Origin of the sequence: Streptomyces sp. NPDC102360 (assembly GCF_044766085.1) — a bacterium.
In the GTDB taxonomy this organism is placed as follows: Bacteria; Actinomycetota; Actinomycetes; order Streptomycetales; family Streptomycetaceae; genus Streptomyces.
The window spans coordinates 952,612-971,198 of sequence record NZ_JBIWLG010000002.1; the positions used below are offsets into that span (position 1 = coordinate 952,612).

Below are 18,587 nucleotides of genomic sequence, written 5' to 3' on the forward strand. Positions count from 1 at the left end.
CCAGAAGCCAGCACCGCTCCCAGAACCTCATTCCGTCTCGTACCCACGACGTCGAACGTCAGGAAACGGGGAACCAGGCCGACAGACGCTTGGCAATAGCCGGTACATCGATGTTGTCCTGCGCGACTTCCTCGACGAATGGGCCAGCCACGGAGACGAGTGGCGGGGCGGTCCTGGCGCTGACGCCGTTGAACCGCAGGAAGACACGCATGGCAAGCCAGGCGGTGCGCTTGTTGCCATCGATCAGCGCGTGATTGCGAGCGACGGAGTGCAGCAGTGCCGCCGCCTTCTCGTGCAGCGTGGGGTATAGCTCGGCCCCGAACACGTTCGTCCGGGGCCGTTCGATCGCTGACACCAAAAGCCCCATGTCACGCACACTGTGCTCGGTACCGTTGACCGTGCGAGCGATGGCCAGGATCTCGTCGATATGGATGTAGCGCACTTGGGTCACTTCAGGTAGTCCAGGATCCCCGCATCGCTGTCCATCAGCTCGGCCAGGACGTCATCGACCTTCAGCTGGGCCCGGTCCTGGGCGTCACGGATGGCCTCGATGGCAAGCTCCTGCTTACTGCGACCCTCCCGACGAGCCCGCTCGGTGAGCTTCGCGTCAAGGTCGTCGGGAAGTCGGAGTGTCATCGCCATACAGCAATGATACCGGACTGGTATCTGGGTGGCGAGGTGATGCCAGCCACTCAAGACCTCGGACCACGACGCCGTCCTTCGTGGCCCGGTCGGGCCGCGGTCTCGGTTCCGAGGTGCGTGCGACGAGGTAGCAGCACGCGCCGCCGCTGGCGAGGTGCAGTCGGCCCCCGAACCGGAGTCCTTGCCCCGCACCGAGGGCCCCGGTCTACGGCCCAGGGCCGGAGAGGTCCGAGGTTGAGGCTTCCGATATTCGAGCGTCATCCGAGCGTCAAAAATTCTGCATTGCGCATCGCCACGTCGCCGCGAGACCCACGTCGGCCCCTTGAACCTGCAGTTCAGCGCGTTCTGCACAAGCGAACCTCAGTCGACGCCTTCCACGAGCGAAAACACGTCGAGCTGACCATCTGAGATGCAAAACGGCGGGTCAGCGCCCCTTCTCAGCCGGCTCCAGAATCGCCACGCACTCCACATGATGCGTCATCGGAAACAGATCGAACGCCCGCAGCGACCGCACCCGGTACCCGCCCTCCTTGAAGTACCCGAGGTCGCGCGCCAGCGCCGCCGGGTCGCAGGCGACGTAGGCGATGCGGCGGGCGCCGAGCGTCGTGAGGTGGGTGACCGTCTTCTTGCCCGCGCCCGCGCGCGGCGGGTCCAGGACGATGAGGTCGACCTCGGAGATACCGGTGCGCGGCAGGACCGCCTCGACCTTGCCCTGCTCGATGCGGACGCGGTCGAAGGCCTCCAGGTTGTGCCGGGCGTCCTCGACCGCGCGCTTGCCGGACTCGATACCGAGGACCGCGCCCTTGTCGCCGATCCGGTCCGCGAGCGCGCCCGCGAAGAGGCCGACGCCGCAGTACAGGTCGAGGGCCATGTCGCCCTTGCGCGGCAGCAGCCCCTGCATGACGGCGCGCATCAGCGTGTCCGCGGCCTGCGGGTGCACCTGCCAGAAGCCGCCGCTGCCGACGCGGTACGTACGGCCGTCGGCGCGCTCGCGCACGAAGGGGCGGCCGTGGACGCGGTGCACGCCGCCGTCCTTCTCCTCGACCCGCATGACGGATACCGGCTTGTCGAGCTCGACGATCGGCAGGCGGGCGCCGGGCTTCGGAGCGAGGATGACCTGGCGGTCCTGCGAACCGCTCGCCGCGATCGCCTCGACCGACTCCATGCCGGACCAGTCGCGCTTCTCGATGCCCAGCTCGGAGACGCCCTCGGCGGCGATCATGCAGTGCTCGATCGGCTCGACCTCGTGCGAGCGATGGCGGCGCAGGCCCGCGTTGCCGTCGGCGTCGACCGCGTACTGGACGCGCGTGCGCCACTGCGGGACCTGGCCCGAGGGGAGCTTGTCGCCCTCGGCCGGCATGACCGTGCCGTCCCAGCCGGCCTCCTCGGGCGTGAGGCCCGCGAGGCGCTGCAACTGCTCGGCGATGACCTCGCCCTTGAGCCGACGCTGGGCGCCGGGCTTGGCGTGCTGCCAGTCGCAGCCGCCGCAGCGGCCGGGGCCCGAGTACGGGCAGGGCGCCTCGACGCGGTCCTTGGACGCCTCGATGACCTGGACGGCGTCGGCCCGCAGGAAGCGCGCGCCCTCCTCGCCCTCGGTCACCCGCGCCACGACCCGCTCTCCGGGCAGCGTGTGCCGGACGAACAGGACCTGGCCCTCGGCCGTACGCGCGATGCAGTGGCCGCCGTGCGCGACGGGGCCGACCTCGACCTCGTACTCCTCCCCCACCAGTGACGTCGTCGGTTCTGCCTGCATGGCGGGGCTCCAGTACGTAAGGGGAAGATCTTTCGGCTTCGCGGCCACATAGGAAAGCGGCCGGACACCAGCCCACCAGTTTACGTGGCTGTCGCCCGGCCGCTCACCAAGGCAGGTCCTCCTGTGGAGGGACTACTTCGGGCTGGGCTCCTTCGGGCGCTTCTCGACCGGACCCCGTCGCACGGCACCCGGCGCGTTCCACTCGGACCGCCTGCGGGCCCGCTTCTTGGCGACCTCGGAGGACTCCAGCTGGTACGGGACGGACGTCACCATGATGCCGGGCGTGAAGAGCAGTCGGCCCTTCAGCCGCAGCGCGCTCTGGTTGTGCAGCAGGTGCTCGTACCAGTGGCCCACCACGTACTCCGGGATGATCACGCTCACGGCGTCGCGCGGAGACTCCTTACGGAGGTTCTTGACGTACTCGATGATCGGCCGGGTGATTTCCCGGTACGGCGAGTCAAGAACCTTGAGCGGCACGTCAATACCTCGACGCTCCCACTCCTCCCTCAACGTCTTCGTCTCAGCTGGATCAACATTGACGCTCAACGCCTCAAGGGTGTCCGTACGCATCAACTTCGCGTACGCGAGCGCACGCAGCGTCGGGCGGTGGATCTTCGACACGAGGACGAGGGAGTGCACGCGCGAGGGGCGCACGCTGTCGTCCGTCGGGGTCTCCGGGGCGGCGATCTCCTCGGCGACCCGGTCGTAGTGCTTGCGGATCACGGTCATCGTCACGAAGAAGATGCACATGCCGAGCAGCGCGACCCAGGCACCGTGCGTGAACTTCGTCAGGAGGACGACCACGAGGACCAGGCCGGTCAGGAACGCGCCGAACGTGTTGATCGCGCGCGAGCGGATCATGCGGCGCCGCTTGGCGGGGTCCCGCTCCGTGGCCAGGTGCCGGTTCCAGTGCCGCACCATGCCGATCTGGCTGAGCGTGAACGACACGAACACGCCCACGATGTAGAGCTGGATCAGGCGCGTCGAGTCGGCCCCGTAGATGACGACCAGGAGGGCCGCGGCCCCGGCGAGGAGCACGATGCCGTTGGAGAACGCGAGGCGGTCGCCGCGGGTGTGCAGCTGGCGCGGCAGGTAGCGGTCCTGGGCGAGGATCGAGCCGAGCAGCGGAAAGCCGTTGTACGCGGTGTTGGCCGCGAGGAAGAGCACGAGGGCGGTGGCGGCCGCGAGGACCAGGAACATGAAGCTGCCGCCGCCGAAGACGGCCTCGGCGACCTGCGAGATCACCGGGTCCTGCACAAAGCCTGCGCCGACCGCCGCACCGTTGTGGATCAGGTCCTTCGCCGGGTTCTCGGCCATCCGCACGTCGGTCACGAGGGCGAGCACGATGATTCCGCAGAACATGGTGACGGCGAGGCCGCCCATGAGCGCGAGCGTGCTCGCCGCGTTCTTCGACTTGGGCTTGCGGAACGCCGGTACGCCGTTGGAGATCGCCTCGACGCCCGTGAGCGCCGCACACCCTGAGGAGAAGGCGCGCAGCAGCAGGAAGACCAGGGCGAAGCCCGCGAGGCCCTGGTGCTCCGCCTTGATGTGGAAGTCGGCGGTGGGCGCGTGCATGGAGTCGCCGAGGACGAGCCCGCGGAACGCACCCCAGGCGATCATGATGAAGACGCCGGCCACGAAGACGTACGTAGGAATGGCGAAAAGCTTCCCCGACTCCTTCACACCGCGCAGGTTCATCAAGGTGAGCAGCACGATCACGACGACCGCGCACATCACCTTGTGCTCGACCACGAAGGGGATCGCGGAGCCGAGGTTCTCGATGCCGGACGAGATCGACACGGCGACGGTCAGGACGTAGTCGACGAGCAGCGCGCTCGCGACGGTGAGACCGGCCTTCGGACCGAGGTTGGTGTTGGCCACCTCGTAGTCGCCGCCGCCGCTCGGATAGGCGTGGACGTTCTGGCGGTAGGAGGCGACGACCGTGAACATCAGCACGACGACCGCGAGCGCGATCCAGGGGCTGAAGTGGTACGCCGACACGCCCGCGATGGAGAGGACCAGCAGGACCTCGCCGGGCGCGTACGCCACGGAGGACAGCGGGTCGGAGGCGAAAACGGGGAGGGCGATGCGCTTCGGCAGGAGCGTTTCTCCGAGCCGGTCGCTGCGCAGAGCGCGCCCGATCAAGATCCGTTTGGGCACGTCGGTCAGTTTGGACACGGAGAGGATCGTAAGCGTTCGAACGGGGGGCCGCCCACCCACCACCCCCATTCAGCTTCGTGCTCTGTGCCACGCCTTCGGCGATCTCGCCGCCGACGCGGAGGACGAGTTCTCTTACAGAGCCGATACGGTGGTCCAGAGCGCGAGCCGCAATGCTGCCCGCACCGTGCCCGAGATCAAACCGCACCGGGCGGACCAAGCCGCGAGAGAGAGCCATGAGCAGGACGTTTACGCAGGTCAGAACGCCTATGAGGAGTGCGGGGTAGGGCCGTGCATATCGTGATCATGGGCTGTGGCCGAGTAGGGTCCCAACTCGCCCAGACCCTGGAGCAGCAGGGCCACACGGTCGCCGTGGTCGATCAGGACCCGACGGCGTTCCGTCGCCTGGGTTCGGGCTTCGGTGGCCGCCGCGTCACCGGGGTCGGTTTCGACCAGGACACCCTGCGCGAAGCGGGCATCGAGGAGGCCGGCGCCTTCGCCGCCGTCTCCAGTGGTGACAACTCGAACATCATCGCCGCGCGGGTCGCCCGCGAGATGTTCGGCATCGAGAACGTGGCGGCGCGCATCTACGACCCACGGCGTGCGGAGGTCTACCAGCGCCTGGGCATCCCGACGGTCGCCACGGTCCGCTGGACCGCCGACCAGATGCTGCGGCGCCTCCTGCCGTCCGGCGCCGAGCCACTGTGGCGCGACCCCACCGGCGGCGTACAGCTCGCCGAGGTGCACGCGTCGGAGTCCTGGATCGGCCAGAAGATCAGCCGCCTCCAGGAGGAGACGGGCGTGCGCGTCGCGTTCCTGACCCGGCTCGGCGAGGCGATCCTGCCGACGTCGCAGACGGTGCTTCAGGAGGGCGACCTCGTGCACGTGATGATGCGCACGGACGACGTCGAGAAGGTCGAGGCGGCGTTCGCCGAGGGCCCTGATGAGGAAGGCGGTCACTGATGAGGGTCGCCATTGCCGGAGCCGGGGCGGTCGGCCGCTCCATCGCGGGCGAGCTGCTCGAGAACGGTCACGAGGTGCTCCTCGTCGACAAGGCGCCGACGGCCATCTCGGTCGAGCGCGTGCCGCAGGCGGAGTGGCTGCTCGCCGACGCCTGCGAGATCACGTCTCTGGACGAGGCGGCGCTGCAGCGCTGCAACGTGGTCATCGCGGCCACCGGCGACGACAAGGTCAACCTCGTCGTCTCGCTGCTCGCGAAGACCGAGTACGGGGTCCCGCGGGTCGTCGCCCGCGTCAACAACCCCAAGAACGAGTGGCTGTTCAACGAGTCGTGGGGCGTGGACGTGGCCGTCTCGACGCCGCGTCTCATGTCGGCGCTCGTCGAAGAGGCGGTCAGCGTGGGCGATCTCGTCCGCCTGCTCCGCTTCAGCCACGGCGACGCGAACCTGGTGGAGCTGACCCTCCCGGAGGAGTCGGCCCTGGCCGGCACGCGCGTGGGTGACGTCCAGTGGCCGCAGGACACGTCCCTGGTGACGATCATCCGCGGCACCCGCGTGCTGGCCCCCAGCGCGGAGGACTCCCTCGAGGCGGGCGACGAGCTGCTGTTCGTCGCGGCGCAGGCACGCGAGGAGCAGCTGGAGGACCTGCTGTCGGTGCGGCGCGAGGACGCGTAGGCGTCGCCGCGCCGGGCGAGCAACAAGGAGGCGGCCCCGAGCTCTTCGCTCGGGGCCGCCTCCTTGTGTCGTACTCGGGCCGCACGGGCTTGTGTCGTACTCGGGTCGTACGGGGATCAGGCCTCGCGGCGGTGCCGCGCGCGCCCGTTCTCCGCGCCGGCGGCCTGGGCCTGCTCTCGCTCGGCCTCGGCCTCGGCCTGCCGCTCCTTCTCCTCCATCTCCGCGAACACGTCGATGGGCGCGGGCGCCTTCGCGAGGAAGACCCAGGTGAGCCACACGGCCAGCAGGAACGGCGGAATCTTCAACGCGACGAGCACCCAGCCGAATTGGGTGTTGGCCGAATCCGTGTCCGCCCAGAAGTACATCGGGAACAGAATCGCGCACTTGGCCAGCAGGATGAGCCCCCAGGCCCAACTCGCCTTGGCGTACGCCTTCTTGCGCCCGGGGTTACGGGTCCGCCAGGACAGGTTCTCCTTGAACACCGGCCCGAGGATCAGGCCGATCAGGGGCACCCCGCACAGCGTCGTGACGATGTACGCGAGCGCGAGCCCCAACGTGTAGAGCATGCCCGGCAGATAGAAGTCCTTGGCGTTGCCCGTCATCATCGCGAAGACGACACCGAAGGCGACGCCGAAGACGCCGCTGAAGGCGTGCTTCACCGTGTCCTTCATGACGAGGCGCACGGCCACCATGACCAGGGACACCGCGATGGCCGCGATGGCCGCCATGTGCAGGTCCTTGTTGACCGTGAAGATGCTCACGAAGAGCAGGCCCGGCAGGACGGTCTCCACCATGCCCCGCACGCCGCCGAAGGCCTCGAAGAGCGCGGCCTCGGTCACGGACTTGTCCGTGACGTCCTGCCCGTCCTGGCCTGTGGGTTCGCGGTCGGTCGGCTTGTCGAGGGACGTCACCGGCTACTCCCGTCCGAGCGGTCTGAGTTCGTACTTCGGATTGAACAGCACCCTACGGCCCCGACTCATCGAGATCCGTCCCGAAGCTATGAGTTTGCGCCCCGGCTCGATCCCGACGATCGAGCGCCTGCCGAGCCACACCACGTCCACGGCGGCCGAGCCGTCGAACAGCTCCGCCTCCAGCGCGGGAACTCCGGCGCGTGGTCGCAGGGTTACCGTGCGCAACGTACCAGTTACGGTGACCATTTGTCGGTCCGCACAGTCGCCGATACGTGTACAGCCGGTGGTCTCCGAATCCTCGCGCAGCTCCTCCGACTCCAGGTCCTCCTGGGAGCTGGACAGCCTGTCGAGCATGCGTCGGAACCGGCCCGCCGGTTTCTCGGACGACGCCCTGTCGGAACGCGGAACAGCACTCATACTGGAAGCGTACCTGGGCCCTGTGACAGCGTCGTACCCGCTGGTGTACCCCGCTTTCGCGGGCCTCACCGCTCGAATCGGTACCCCATCCCCGGTTCGGTGACGAAGTGCCTCGGGTGCGAGGGATCGGTCTCCAACTTGCGTCGCAACTGCGCCATGTACACCCGCAGATAGTTGGTCTCCGTCCCGTACGAGGGCCCCCACACCTCCTGAAGCAGCTGCTTCTGGCTGACCAGGCGGCCCGTATTGCGTACGAGGACCTCCAGGAGATGCCATTCGGTCGGGGTCAGCCGTACGTCGTGCCCGCCGCGGTTGACCTTTTTCGCGGCCATGTCGACCGTGAAGTCGGAGGTCTCGACGATCCCCTCGTCCTCGGTCCCGCCCGTGGGTTCGGCCCGCCGCACCGCCGCCCGCAGCCGGGCGAGGAGCTCGTCCATGCCGAAGGGCTTGGTCACGTAGTCGTCGGCGCCCGCGTCGAGCGCCTCGACCTTCTCGTCGGACGAATGCCGCGCGGACAGCACGAGGATCGGCACGCGGGTCCAGCCGCGCAGCCCCTTGATCACCTCGACGCCGTCCATGTCGGGCAGGCCCAGGTCAAGGACGATCACGTCGGGGTGGCGGGCGGCGGCGAGCTGCAGCGCGCTCGCTCCGTCGTGGGCGGCGTCCACCTCGTACTTGCGCGCCTTCAGGTTGATGACGAGGGCGCGCACGATCTGCGGCTCGTCGTCGACCACGAGCACCCGGGTCATGCGTGCCTGCCTCTCTGGGGTCCAGCTTCCTGTCCGGCTGCTTGTCCGGCTGTCTGTACGGCTGTCTGTACGGCCTCCGGGACCGGGTCCTGGGTGGTGCGGGTCGCGGCCCGCAGGGTCAGGACCATGGTGAGCCCGCCTCCTGGAGTGTCCTCCGCGCCGAGCGTGCCTCCCATGGCCTCCGTGAAGCCGCGCGCCACGGCGAGTCCGAGGCCCACACCGGCGCCGCGCGGAGCGTCACCGTAGCGCTGGAAGGGCTCGAAAATCCGGTCCTTGGCGTCGTCCGGCACTCCGGGCCCGCGGTCCACGACGCGCAGCTCCACACGGTCGCCGAGCGCGCTCGCGGAGACGAGGACGGGTTTGTCGGGCGGGCTGTACTTGACCGCGTTCTCGACGACGTTGGCGACGGCCCGCTCCAGGAGTCCCTTGTCGACGCTGACCATGGGCAGCGTCTCGGGTACGTCCAGGTCGACGCTGAGGTCCGGGTCCGGCACGCCGACCAGCGCCAGCGGCACGACCTCGTCGAGGTCGATCTCGCGGATGAGCGGGGTGACGGTGCCGGTCTGGAGGCGCGATATGTCGAGCAGGTTCCCGACGAGGTGGTCGAGCCGGTCGGCGCCCTCCTCGATCCCGGCGAGCAGTTCCGCCTGGTCCTCGGGCGACCAGTCGACGTCCTCGGAGCGCAGTGACGACACCGCCGCCTTGATGCCCGCGAGCGGCGTCCGCAGATCGTGCGAGACGGCGGCCAGCAGAGCCGTACGGATGCGGTTGCCCTCGGCGAGCGTCCGCGCCGTGTCGGCCTCGGACTGCAGGCGCTGGCGGTCCAGCACGACGGCGGCCTGCGCGGCGAAGGCGGCGAGCACGCGCCGGTCCTCCGCGGGCAGCACGCGCCCGGTCAGGGCGAGCGCCAGGTGGTCCCCGACCGGCATGTCGACGTCGGCGTCCTCGGGCCGGCCGAGGGACTGCGCGCCGACGCTCGCCGCACAGGTCCACGGCGCGGTGTCGCCCTCCCGCTCCAGGAGCGCCACGGACTCCATCGCGAAGGTCTCCCGTACGCGTTCGAGGAGCGCCTCCAGGCTGGTGTCGCCGCGCAGCACGCTGCCCGCCAGGAAGGAGAGGATCTCGGACTCCGCGCGCAGCCGGGCCGCCTGGTGGGTGCGCCGCGCCGCGGTGTCGACGACCGAGGCCACGGACACCGCGACGCCCACGAAGATCACGATGGCGACGATGTTGCGGGGGTCGGCGACGGTCCACAGGTGCAGGGGCGGCGTGAAGAAGTAGTTGAGCAGCAGTGAGCCGAAGGCCGCGGAGGCCAGCGCCGGGAGCAGCCCGCCGACCAGCGCGGCGGCGACCGTCAGCGACAGGAACAGCAGCATGTCGTTGGCGAGGCCGAGGTCGCTGTTGGCGTGCGTGAGGAGCAGCGCGAGCAGCGCGGGGCCGCCGATGCCGGTGAGCCAGCCCCACACGATCCGGGACCGGCCGAGCCGGGCGCCGCGGGCGACGGGCAGTCCGCGCCCCTTGGCGACCTCGTCGTGCGTGACGATGTGCACGTCGAGGTCGGGCCCGGACTCACGGGCGACGGTCGCGCCGACTCCGGGGCCGAACATGTACTGCCAGGTCTTGCGCCGCGAGGAGCCGAGGACGATCTGGGTGGCGTTGACGCCGCGGGCGAACTCCAGGAGGGCGGCGGGGATGTCGTCGCCGATGACGTGGTGGAACGTGCCGCCCAGGTCTTCGACCAGGGTGCGCTGGACGGCCAGCTCCTTGGGCGAGGCGGCGGTGAGGCCGTCGCTGCGGGCGATGTAGACGGCGAGCACCTCGCCGCCCGCGCCCTTCTCGGCGAGCCGCGCCGCACGCCTGATCAACGTACGGCCCTCGGGGCCTCCGGTCAGACCGACGACGATGCGCTCGCGGGCCTGCCACGTGGAGCGGATGTTGTGCTCGCCCCGGTACTCCTGGAGGTACTCGTCGGCCCGGTCGGCGACCCACAGGAGCGCCAACTCCCGCAGTGCGGTGAGGTTTCCGGGGCGGAAGTAGTTGGAGAGTGCCGCGTCGACCTTGTCGGGCTTGTAGATGTTGCCGTGGGCCATGCGGCGGCGCAGCGACTGGGGCGACATGTCGACGAGCTCGATCTGGTCGGCACGGCGGACGACTTCGTCGGGGACCGTCTCGCGTTGACGTACACCAGTGATCGAATCAACCACATCGCCCAACGACTCAAGATGCTGGATGTTGACGGTCGATATGACGTCGATGCCCGCACCAAGCAGTTCCTCGACGTCCTGCCAGCGCTTGGCGTTGCGTGAGCCCGGCACGTTCGTGTGGGCCAGTTCGTCGACGAGGGCGACGGCCGGGGCGCGCCGCAGTACGGCGTCCACGTCCATCTCGTGGAAGACCGCCCCCCGGTACGCGAGCTCGCGGCGCGGGATCTGCTCCAGGCCGTGCAGCATCACCTCGGTGCGCGGCCTGTCGTGGTGCTCGACGAACGCCACCACGCAGTCCGTGCCCCGCTCCACCCGGCGGTGCGCCTCGGACAGCATCGCGTACGTCTTGCCGACGCCCGGTGCCGAACCGAGGTAGATCCGTAGTTTGCCCCGCGTCCCGCGTCCCATGGCCTCATTGTCTTCCCGTGACTGCTCTACGCAGCGTCGAGCCTACGGCCTGCGATCTGCGCAAATGGGGCGGATGGCGGCCGGACGGGTGGCCTTGACGCAACCCTGATGCACGAAACCGGGGCCGCGCACCCTGAAGGATGCGCGGCCCCGGCCACGTACGACGGTGTGAGCGCCTCAGCGCACCTCGGTGATCTCCGGACCGCGGGCCAGCTGACCCATGCCACCGGAGAAGCGCGAGGGCTCCTGGCCGTCACCCTGGGAGCTCTCGGCGACCATCTGCGCGTCGTCGGGGAGCTTCAGGACGATCGGGTCGCGCGGGGCCATCGGGCCCTCGCCGCGCACCACGACGGTGTCGCGGAAGATCTGCTCCAGGAGACCGGCGGCCTGCGGCTGCACGGCACCCTGGCCCGAGATCACGCCGCGCAGGAACCAGCGCGGGCCGTCCACGCCGATGAACCGCACGACCTGGAAACCGCCCGTACCGTCCGGCAGTTGCACCGGCACCTGGGCCCGCAGCTCCCAGCCGAGCGAGCCCTCGACCTCGTCGATCACACCACCCTGCTGGGTGATGCCGGAGGCGATCTCCTCGCGGACCTCGCCCCAGATGCCCTCCTTCTTGGGGGCGGCGAAGGCCTGCAGCTGGATCGCGCTGTCCTGGAGGACGACGGTCGCCGCGACGATCGCGTCGCCCGCGACCTCCACACGCAGCTCCATGCCCTCCACGCCGGGGACGAAGACTCCGCCCAGGTCCACCCGGCCCTCGCCGGGCTCGCGGACCTCGGAGGCGTCCCAGGGCCCGTCGGGACGGGGCTCGGGCTCGAGCCGGACACGCTCCGAGCCCTCCTCGCCCGAGTCGACACTGCCGACGCTGTCGACGACCTGCTCGGCCTCGTCGGCCGCATCCTCGGCGGCGCCGTTCTTGTTACGACGTCCGAACACGTCACTGTCCTTCCCGGTCGGATACGACCGAAGCGTATCGATTCCCACCCTTTTGACCGTCCGCGCCGCTGCCGGCCACGGTCGGGCCACCCACGGCAGCGTGCCCGCCGGTTGACCCGAAGCCCCCTTCGGCCCGCACCGAATCGGGAAGCTCCGCGACCTCCTGGAAGCGGACCCTCTCGACCTGCTGGACCACCAGTTGGGCAATCCGGTCCAAGCGCTCGAACCGCACGCTCTCGCGCGGGTCGAGATTCACCACGATCACCTTGATCTCCCCACGGTACCCGGCATCCACTGTCCCTGGGGCATTCACCAGAGCCACGCCGCAGCGCGCTGCGAGGCCGGATCTGGGGTGCACGAAGGCCGCGTACCCCTCGGGCAGGGCGACCGACACACCGGTGGGCAGGACGACCCGCTCACCGGGCGCGAGCTCGCACGCCTCGGTGGTCCGCAGATCCGCTCCGGCGTCACCGGGGTGTTCGTACGAGGGCAGCGGCACGTCGGGGTCGACGCGCCGCACGAGCACGCCGAGTTCGTTGCCGGGTCCGCCGGGGACAGTGCTCACGGGTTCACCTCGAAGGCGCGGGCGCGCCTGACCTGGTCGGGGTCGCTCATGGCCGCCTCGATCTCTTCCGGACGGCCGTTCTCGATGAAGTGGTCGACCTTGACCTCGATGAAGAGGGCGTCGGCGCGTACGGCCACGGGCCCGTCGGGCGCGCCGATCCGGCCGGTCGCGGTCGAGTAGATCTTGCGGCCGGCGACGGCCGTCACCTCGGCGGACAGATACAGCACCGTGTCCACGGGAACGGGCCGCACGAAGTCGGTCTCCAGGCGGCCGGTCACGGCGATGGCCTGAAGCAGCCAGTTCAGGGAGCCGAGCGTCTCGTCGAGCGCGGTCGCGAGGACCCCGCCGTGCGCGAGACCCGGCGCACCCTGATGCGCGGGGCGCACGGTGAACTCGGCGGTGACGGTGACGCCTTCACCGGCCCGCGCCGCCAGGTGCAGCCCGTGCGGTTGGTCGCCACCACAGCCGAAACAGTGTCCGTAGTGCGCGCCGAGGAGCTCACCGGGGGCGGGCGCGTCGGGGTGCCGCACCGGGGCTATGGCGTCGGCGGGGGGCGTCAGAGCTGCAGAAGTACCACTCACAGCCGCAGACCTTACCCGCGCGTCCTATCAGTGCACGCATCGTGCCAAGCTTGACCCCATGGAGCTCTCGGCGACGCCTTACGACGAACGACTCACCGCGCCCCGTACGTGGTGGTTGATCACGTTCATGGTGGGGGTCGTGGGGGCCATCATCCTGCTGCCCTTCGGCCCGTTGCCGCTGCTCGGCGGCTTCGTCGGCGGCCTGCTCATCGCGGCCGTGATCACCAGCTCGTACGGCTCGGCGCGGGTCCGCGTCGTGGCCGACTCGCTGGTCGCGGGCGACGCGAAGATCCCGCTGTCCGCTCTCGGCGAGGTGCACGTCCTGGACGCGGAGGAGGCCCGGGCGTGGCGCACGTACAAGGCCGACCCGCGCGCCTTCATGCTGCTGCGCAGCTATGTCACGACCGCGGTGCGGGCGGAGATCACCGATCCGTCGGACCCGACGCCGTACGTCTACGTGTCGACGCGCGACCCTGAAGCTTTGGCAAAGGCTCTGAGTCGCGCCTGAACTCAGCGCCGCGCCCGACGAGGGCGGACTCAGGCCCCGATCTCCAGGGCGTCGGGCGGCTCCTCCAGGCGCGGCTGTTCGTTCAGCGCCTCCCAGGGAATCTGGTGTCGCCGCAGGTCCTGGCGTACCCGGTCGGCCAGTTTCCTGGTGTCACGCCGGTTCATGAACGCCCCCACGGCCGCACCGATCATGAACGGTGTCAGGCTCGGAAGGTTCCGCACCGTCCGCTTCATGATCTGCTGCCGCAGCTCGCGCTTCATCTGACCGCCGAGCGCCGCGTTGACCGTGTCCGGCTTCGCCACGTCGATGCCGCGCTCTTCCGTCCATGCGGTCAGATAGGCACCGCTACGGGCCTTCAGGTTCCCTGGCGGGCGTAGTCCGTAGACCTCGTGCAGCTCGGCGATCAGCTTGAGCTCGATCGCGGCCACGCCGGTCACTTCCGCGGCCAGTTCGGTCGGCATCGCGGGCGGAACGGGCAGCATCGCGGCGGCGCCGATCCCCGCGCCCACGGTGGATGTGGCGGCGGCCGCGCCCGTCACCAGCTTGTCCGCGAGCCGTTCCGGGTCGAGACCGGGGAACTGCTCGCGGAGGGTCGCCAGGTCCCGCACGGGAACCCGCGGCGCGTTCTCGATGATGCGATCGGCGAGGTAGCCGATCGAGGCCTTGGCGGCCGCGCCGCTCTTGGCCAGCCCCGTTCTGGCTGCTCTGGCTGTTCTGGCACCTCTCGCGACGGCGCCGCCTCTGCGCGTGCCGTCGCCGCCGGCCACCGGGGCCACCGGCAGGTCGCCCGTCGACTCGTGGTCGTCCGCCGATTCGAGCGAGGCGTCTTCTCCGGGGGCACCGGGTACACCAGGTGCTCCTGGGAAAGAGCCTCGCTCGTCGTCACGCACGGCCTCTGACGGGCCTTGAGCCGTCCCGCGGTCCTTCTTGTTGCGGGAGCGGCGCTTCCAGGGCGGGGTCGAGCTGGTCATGCCCGACCCGCCCTCAGTCGCAGTCGCGGCAGATGGGCTGCCCGTTCTTCTCCCGCGCGAGCTGGCTGCGGTGGTGCACCAGGAAGCAGCTCATGCAGGTGAACTCGTCCTGCTGCTTGGGCAGGACACGGACGGCCAGTTCCTCGTTCGAGAGGTCGGCGCCCGGAAGCTCCAGGCCCTCCGCCGCCTCGAACTCGTCCACGTCGACGTTCGACGCCGACTTGTCGTTACGCCGCGACTTCAGTTCCTCAATGCTGTCTTCGTTGAGGTCGTCATCCGTCTTGCGTGGGGTGTCGTAATCCGTTGCCATGTCGCTCTCCCCCTCTGGGTGTCTGCGGTGTCTCATGCGCCGTAACGCATGAGAGGCCGGACTTGTGCCCGACCTGAGGCGGAGATTTTGCCTCACATCAAGGTCTGTTACTCAATCGACACCCAACTGGATCCCTCACGAGTGATCGTCTTGGGTGGCGAACGGGACCGTACACGGTCCGATTGCCGCACTGCACAGGTGCCACCCCGTGTACTTCCCGTGATCAAGGCGCCCGAAAACCCGGACTTTCCCGGCTTTCACACGGCTTTTGCGATCACGGAGAGTGGACGGCCGAAAAAATGCCCATGTGATCGATCACACACGGCAATCTCCGGCGCAGGTCCGGAAAATTCAGCCAAAAGCGAACGTCCCCAGCGCGTCGGCGGAAGCATGTCAGATCCCTGCGCGCGACGCACGTTGAACCGGCCTAGATCGGCAGGGTGACCCGCATCACGAGCCCACCCCCCTCACGTGGCTCGGCCGTGATGCGGCCGCCGTGGGCGCGCGCGACGGACCGGGCGATGGAGAGCCCGAGGCCCACCCCCTTGTCGCTGCCGGTGCGCTCGGTGCGCAGCCGCCTGAACGGTTCGAAGAGGTTGTCGATCTCGTACGCGGGGACCACGGGACCCGTATTCGCGACCACCAGGACCGCCTGGCCGTGCTGGGCCTCCGTGTCCACCTCCACCCATCCCCCTTCGGGGATGTTGTAGCGAACCGCGTTCTGTACGAGGTTCAGGGCGATGCGCTCCAGAAGCACACCGTTGCCCTGGATCACCGCTTCCTTGCACTCACCGCGGATCTCCACGCTCTTCTCGTCGGCCTCGGCCCTGGCCTGGTCGATCGCCCGCGAGGCGACCTCCGCCAGGTCCACGGGCTTGCGCTCGACGATCTGGTTGTCGCTGCGGGCGAGCAGCAGCAGGCCCTCCACGAGCTGCTCACTGCGCTCGTTCGTGGCGAGCAGTGTCTTGCCGAGCTGCTGGAGCTCCACAGGTGCGCCCGGGTCGGAGAGGTGCACCTCCAGGAGGGTGCGGTTGATCGCGAGCGGCGTACGCAGCTCGTGGGAGGCGTTGCCGACGAAGCGCTGCTGCGCCGTGAAGGCGCGCTCCAGGCGGTCCAGCATCTCGTCGAAGGTGTCCGACAGCTCCTTCAGCTCGTCGTCCGGTCCGTCCAGCTCGATCCGGCGCGTCAGGTCCGTGCCGGCGACCCTGCGCGCGGTGCGCGTGATCCGGCCGAGCGGGGACAGGACGCGGCCCGCCATGGCGTAGCCGAAGGCGAAGGCGATGACGGCGAGGCCCATCAGGGCCATCAGGGAGCGGCTGAGGAGCACGTCGAGAGCATGCTGGCGCTGCTTGTTGACGCAGGCGTTCATCAGATCGTTCAGCTCGCTCGCCGAGATGTTCCCCGACGGGAAATTGCAGCTGGTGCTGATGACATGCCCGTCGGTGACCTTGAACGGCAGATCGCCGCCCACGTCGAGGGCCTGCGCGGCCAGCAGGTAGATGATCGAGAGCAGCAGGATGCCCGCGATGAGGAACATGCCGCCGTACAGCAGCGTGAGCCGTATCCGGATGGTCGGGCGGAGCCAGGGGAAGGGCGGCTCCGCCTTCGTCCCGGGCTTCCATGTCGGTTTCGGTGGCGCCGGAGAGGGTGGCGCGGGTGCGGCGGCCATCTAGGGATCAGATCCGGTAGCCCGAGCCGGGCACGGTGACGATGACGGCGGGCTCGCCCAGCTTGCGGCGCAGGGTCATCACGGTGACCCGCACGACGTTCGTGAACGGGTCCGTGTTCTCGTCCCAGGCCTTCTCCAGGAGCTGCTCGGCCGAGACGACAGCGCCTTCACTGCGCAGCAGCACCTCGAGGACCGCGAACTCCTTGGGAGCGAGCTGGATCTCCTTGCCGTCCCGGAACACCTCGCGGCGGTTCGGGTCGAGCTTGATCCCCGCGCGCTCGAGCACGGGCGGCAGCGGCATGCTCGTACGCCGCCCGAGAGCCCGTACACGGGCCGTCAGCTCGCTGAACGCGAAGGGCTTGGGGAGGTAATCGTCCGCCCCGATCTCCAGGCCCTCCACGCGGTCGCTGACGTCACCGGAGGCCGTCAGCATGAGGATGCGGGTGGGCATGCCCAGCTCGACGAGCTTGCGGGCGACGTCGTCGCCGTGCACAAGCGGAAGATCGCGGTCGAGGACGACCACGTCGTAGTCGTTGACGCCGATGCGCTCCAGGGCGGCCGCACCGTCGTACACGACGTCGACGGCCATGGCCTCCCGGCGGAGTCCGGTGGCCACCGCATCGGCGAGCAGTTGCTCGTCCTCGACGACGAGTACGCGCACGTCGTTTGTCCTTCCTCTGGTCGCCCACCGGCACGTTTCTCGGGTACGCGGGCAGGTCGGGTGTGGGGCTGTGGTCACCATCCTGCCCCTTTCGGCCATAAACCGGCTGTAAGACGGACGGCGCCCCGGGGAATGCGGGATTTTCTGGGTAGGTCGAGGTTTCTCCGGAAGGGACCTTGGGGAGGACGGCTGTACATCCGCGATCACGCTTTGTATGTGGCATGCCACGAGCCGCTGTCGAGCCCGCTCTCCGCCAGGACGGCTCGGGACGTGATCGCCCCTTCCAAGGGCACACCCCCGTGCCATCGACCCACGACCCAGGACGAGGGGGCGCAACCATGGACGCATTCACCGCAGGACTTCTGCAGCGCATCAAGGCGGCCGAGACCGACCTGACGCGGGCGCGCGAGACCGGTGACGACTTCCTTGCCGAGGTCGAGCAGGGCGAGCTGGACGACCTCCACCGCCTCGCCGCCGAGCACGGCGTGGAGGTTCACGCCTCGAGCGTCTGATGCACGTCTGATGCACGCAGGAGGGCCCCGGCGCCTGGTTCGATCCAGGCGGGCGCCGGGGCCCTTTCGTGTGCCGTGAGCTTTCGTGTGCCGTGAGCTTTCGTGTGCCGTTCGCTCGCGTGCCGTGAGCCGGGACGGTCAGTCGTGCCAGGCGCCGAGCTCTTCCAGCCAATTCTGGAGGGGCTCGAAGACGCCGGGGGGCGCCGCGACGGTCAGCTCCGGCGAGAGCGGCTCCCCCGGGCGGCCGCCGGTGAGGGCGCCCGCCTCGCGCGCGATAAGGTCGCCGGCCGCGAAGTCCCAGGGGTTCAGGCCGCGTTCGTAGTACGCGTCCATGCGGCCGAGCGCCACGTCGCACAGGTCGATGGCGGCCGAGCCGCCGCGCCGGATGTCACGCACGCGCGGCACCAGCTGACCGAGCACCTCGGCCTGGCGGGCGCGGCGCGACTCCAGGTAGCCGAAGCCGGTACCGACCAGCGCCTGCTCGAGGGGCGGCGCCACGCGCGTGTGCGCGGGGCGGTCGTTCACGAAGGCGCCCTCGCCGAGGACGGCGCGGTAGGTCTCGGCGCGCATCGGGGCGGCGACGACGCCGACGAGCGTCTCGCCGTCCTTGCGGGCCGCGATGGAGACGGACCAATCCGGGCGCCCGTAGAGGTAGTTGACGGTGCCGTCGATGGGATCGATCACCCACTGGATGCCGCTGGTGCCCTCCACCGAGGAGCCCTCCTCGCCGAGCACCCCGTCGTCGGGGCGGCGCTCGGCCAGGTAGTCGGTGATCAGCTTCTCGGAGGCGATGTCCATCTCGGTGACGACGTCGACGGCGCTCGTCTTGGTGGCGGCGACGCCGAGGTCCTCGGGCCTGCCGTCGCGCAGGAACACGCCGGCCCGCGCCGCCGCCTCCAGGGCGATCTCGAGCAGTTCCGCCTTGAGGGACGCGAGGTCGCCGGCGGTGTGGGCGGCCTCGGTGGCCCTGGGGGCCTGGGAATCGGTCACGTC

20 protein-coding genes are annotated in these 18,587 nt (G+C 69.5%); 4 read left to right on the forward strand and 16 right to left on the reverse strand.

The features are described from left to right. Positions 1 to 58 precede the first annotated feature (58 nt). The 4 genes from ACIRHA_RS13645 to ACIRHA_RS13660 all read right to left on the reverse strand — a co-directional run bounded on the left by ACIRHA_RS13645 (position 59) and on the right by ACIRHA_RS13660 (position 4,573). Positions 59 to 451, reverse strand: coding sequence for a type II toxin-antitoxin system death-on-curing family toxin (locus ACIRHA_RS13645; protein ID WP_403844132.1), 393 nt, complete (start codon positions 449 to 451; stop codon positions 59 to 61). Next, positions 448 to 642: a ribbon-helix-helix protein, CopG family gene (locus tag ACIRHA_RS13650; protein WP_403844134.1), complete on the reverse strand. Its 195-nt coding sequence runs from the start codon at positions 640 to 642 to the stop codon at positions 448 to 450. The genes ACIRHA_RS13645 and ACIRHA_RS13650 overlap by 4 nt, the downstream gene beginning before the upstream one ends. Before the next feature lie 424 nt (positions 643 to 1,066). Further along, positions 1,067 to 2,395: a class I SAM-dependent RNA methyltransferase gene (locus tag ACIRHA_RS13655; RefSeq protein WP_403844137.1), complete on the reverse strand. Its 1,329-nt coding sequence runs from the start codon at positions 2,393 to 2,395 to the stop codon at positions 1,067 to 1,069. A gap of 132 nt (positions 2,396 to 2,527) precedes the next feature. Continuing rightward, positions 2,528 to 4,573 (reverse strand): APC family permease, encoded by a 2,046-nt coding sequence (locus ACIRHA_RS13660; protein WP_403844139.1) that lies wholly within the window; start codon positions 4,571 to 4,573, stop codon positions 2,528 to 2,530. A 270-nt stretch (positions 4,574 to 4,843) separates the two neighbouring features. Here ACIRHA_RS13660 and ACIRHA_RS13665 point away from each other — a divergent pair, with 270 nt between their 5' ends. Together ACIRHA_RS13665 and ACIRHA_RS13670 are read left to right on the forward strand one after the other, a co-directional pair. Beyond that, positions 4,844 to 5,515, forward strand: coding sequence for an NAD-binding protein (locus tag ACIRHA_RS13665; protein WP_403844141.1), 672 nt, complete (start codon positions 4,844 to 4,846; stop codon positions 5,513 to 5,515). Continuing rightward, the gene (locus ACIRHA_RS13670; RefSeq protein WP_266715002.1) at positions 5,515 to 6,186 is read left to right on the forward strand and encodes a TrkA family potassium uptake protein; all 672 of its coding nucleotides are present in this window, start codon (positions 5,515 to 5,517) and stop codon (positions 6,184 to 6,186) included. The genes ACIRHA_RS13665 and ACIRHA_RS13670 overlap by 1 nt, the downstream gene beginning before the upstream one ends. Positions 6,187 to 6,302: 116 nt before the next feature. Here the strand turns inward: ACIRHA_RS13670 and ACIRHA_RS13675 are convergent, their stop codons facing one another. The 7 genes from ACIRHA_RS13675 to ACIRHA_RS13705 all read right to left on the reverse strand — a co-directional run bounded on the left by ACIRHA_RS13675 (position 6,303) and on the right by ACIRHA_RS13705 (position 12,963). Further along, positions 6,303 to 7,097 (reverse strand): DUF3159 domain-containing protein, encoded by a 795-nt coding sequence (locus ACIRHA_RS13675; RefSeq protein ID WP_403844143.1) that lies wholly within the window; start codon positions 7,095 to 7,097, stop codon positions 6,303 to 6,305. A gap of 3 nt (positions 7,098 to 7,100) precedes the next feature. Next, entirely contained in the window at positions 7,101 to 7,514 is a 414-nt protein-coding gene (locus ACIRHA_RS13680; RefSeq protein WP_351338553.1) for an OB-fold nucleic acid binding domain-containing protein, read from the reverse strand. 65 nt (positions 7,515 to 7,579) lie between these two features. After that, positions 7,580 to 8,263: a response regulator gene (locus tag ACIRHA_RS13685; RefSeq protein ID WP_403844145.1), complete on the reverse strand. Its 684-nt coding sequence runs from the start codon at positions 8,261 to 8,263 to the stop codon at positions 7,580 to 7,582. Then, entirely contained in the window at positions 8,260 to 10,875 is a 2,616-nt protein-coding gene (locus ACIRHA_RS13690) for an ATP-binding protein (protein ID WP_403844148.1), read from the reverse strand. Before ACIRHA_RS13690 ends, ACIRHA_RS13685 begins: the two co-directional genes overlap by 4 nt. A gap of 177 nt (positions 10,876 to 11,052) precedes the next feature. Further along, on the reverse strand, positions 11,053 to 11,817 hold the full coding sequence (locus ACIRHA_RS13695) for a DUF3710 domain-containing protein (protein WP_403844150.1): 765 nt from the start codon (positions 11,815 to 11,817) through the stop codon (positions 11,053 to 11,055). Between the two features lies 1 nt (position 11,818). Then, positions 11,819 to 12,382, reverse strand: a complete 564-nt coding sequence (dut, locus tag ACIRHA_RS13700; protein ID WP_403844153.1) for a dUTP diphosphatase — start codon at positions 12,380 to 12,382, stop codon at positions 11,819 to 11,821. Then, the gene (locus tag ACIRHA_RS13705) at positions 12,379 to 12,963 is read right to left on the reverse strand and encodes a PaaI family thioesterase (protein ID WP_403844156.1); all 585 of its coding nucleotides are present in this window, start codon (positions 12,961 to 12,963) and stop codon (positions 12,379 to 12,381) included. Before ACIRHA_RS13705 ends, dut begins: the two co-directional genes overlap by 4 nt. A 58-nt stretch (positions 12,964 to 13,021) precedes the next feature. Between ACIRHA_RS13705 and ACIRHA_RS13710 the strand changes: the two genes are divergently transcribed. Then, entirely contained in the window at positions 13,022 to 13,471 is a 450-nt protein-coding gene (locus ACIRHA_RS13710) for a DUF3093 domain-containing protein (protein WP_403844158.1), read from the forward strand. 29 nt (positions 13,472 to 13,500) lie between these two features. Here the strand turns inward: ACIRHA_RS13710 and ACIRHA_RS13715 are convergent, their stop codons facing one another. The 4 genes from ACIRHA_RS13715 to ACIRHA_RS13730 all read right to left on the reverse strand — a co-directional run bounded on the left by ACIRHA_RS13715 (position 13,501) and on the right by ACIRHA_RS13730 (position 17,082). Further along, positions 13,501 to 14,442, reverse strand: coding sequence for a hypothetical protein (locus tag ACIRHA_RS13715; RefSeq protein ID WP_403844159.1), 942 nt, complete (start codon positions 14,440 to 14,442; stop codon positions 13,501 to 13,503). A gap of 13 nt (positions 14,443 to 14,455) precedes the next feature. Further along, the gene (locus ACIRHA_RS13720; RefSeq protein ID WP_018535993.1) at positions 14,456 to 14,752 is read right to left on the reverse strand and encodes a DUF4193 domain-containing protein; all 297 of its coding nucleotides are present in this window, start codon (positions 14,750 to 14,752) and stop codon (positions 14,456 to 14,458) included. A gap of 427 nt (positions 14,753 to 15,179) precedes the next feature. After that, on the reverse strand, positions 15,180 to 16,421 hold the full coding sequence (locus tag ACIRHA_RS13725) for a sensor histidine kinase (protein ID WP_403844161.1): 1,242 nt from the start codon (positions 16,419 to 16,421) through the stop codon (positions 15,180 to 15,182). A 7-nt stretch (positions 16,422 to 16,428) separates the two neighbouring features. Then, positions 16,429 to 17,082 (reverse strand): response regulator transcription factor, encoded by a 654-nt coding sequence (locus tag ACIRHA_RS13730; protein ID WP_266714992.1) that lies wholly within the window; start codon positions 17,080 to 17,082, stop codon positions 16,429 to 16,431. A 338-nt stretch (positions 17,083 to 17,420) separates the two neighbouring features. Here ACIRHA_RS13730 and ACIRHA_RS13735 point away from each other — a divergent pair, with 338 nt between their 5' ends. After that, positions 17,421 to 17,594, forward strand: a complete 174-nt coding sequence (locus ACIRHA_RS13735; protein WP_403844164.1) for a hypothetical protein — start codon at positions 17,421 to 17,423, stop codon at positions 17,592 to 17,594. A 138-nt stretch (positions 17,595 to 17,732) separates the two neighbouring features. On the opposite strand, the gene ACIRHA_RS13740 is transcribed toward ACIRHA_RS13735, so the two are convergent. After that, positions 17,733 to 18,509 (reverse strand): inositol monophosphatase family protein, encoded by a 777-nt coding sequence (locus ACIRHA_RS13740; protein ID WP_403844495.1) that lies wholly within the window; start codon positions 18,507 to 18,509, stop codon positions 17,733 to 17,735. Positions 18,510 to 18,587 lie beyond the last annotated feature (78 nt).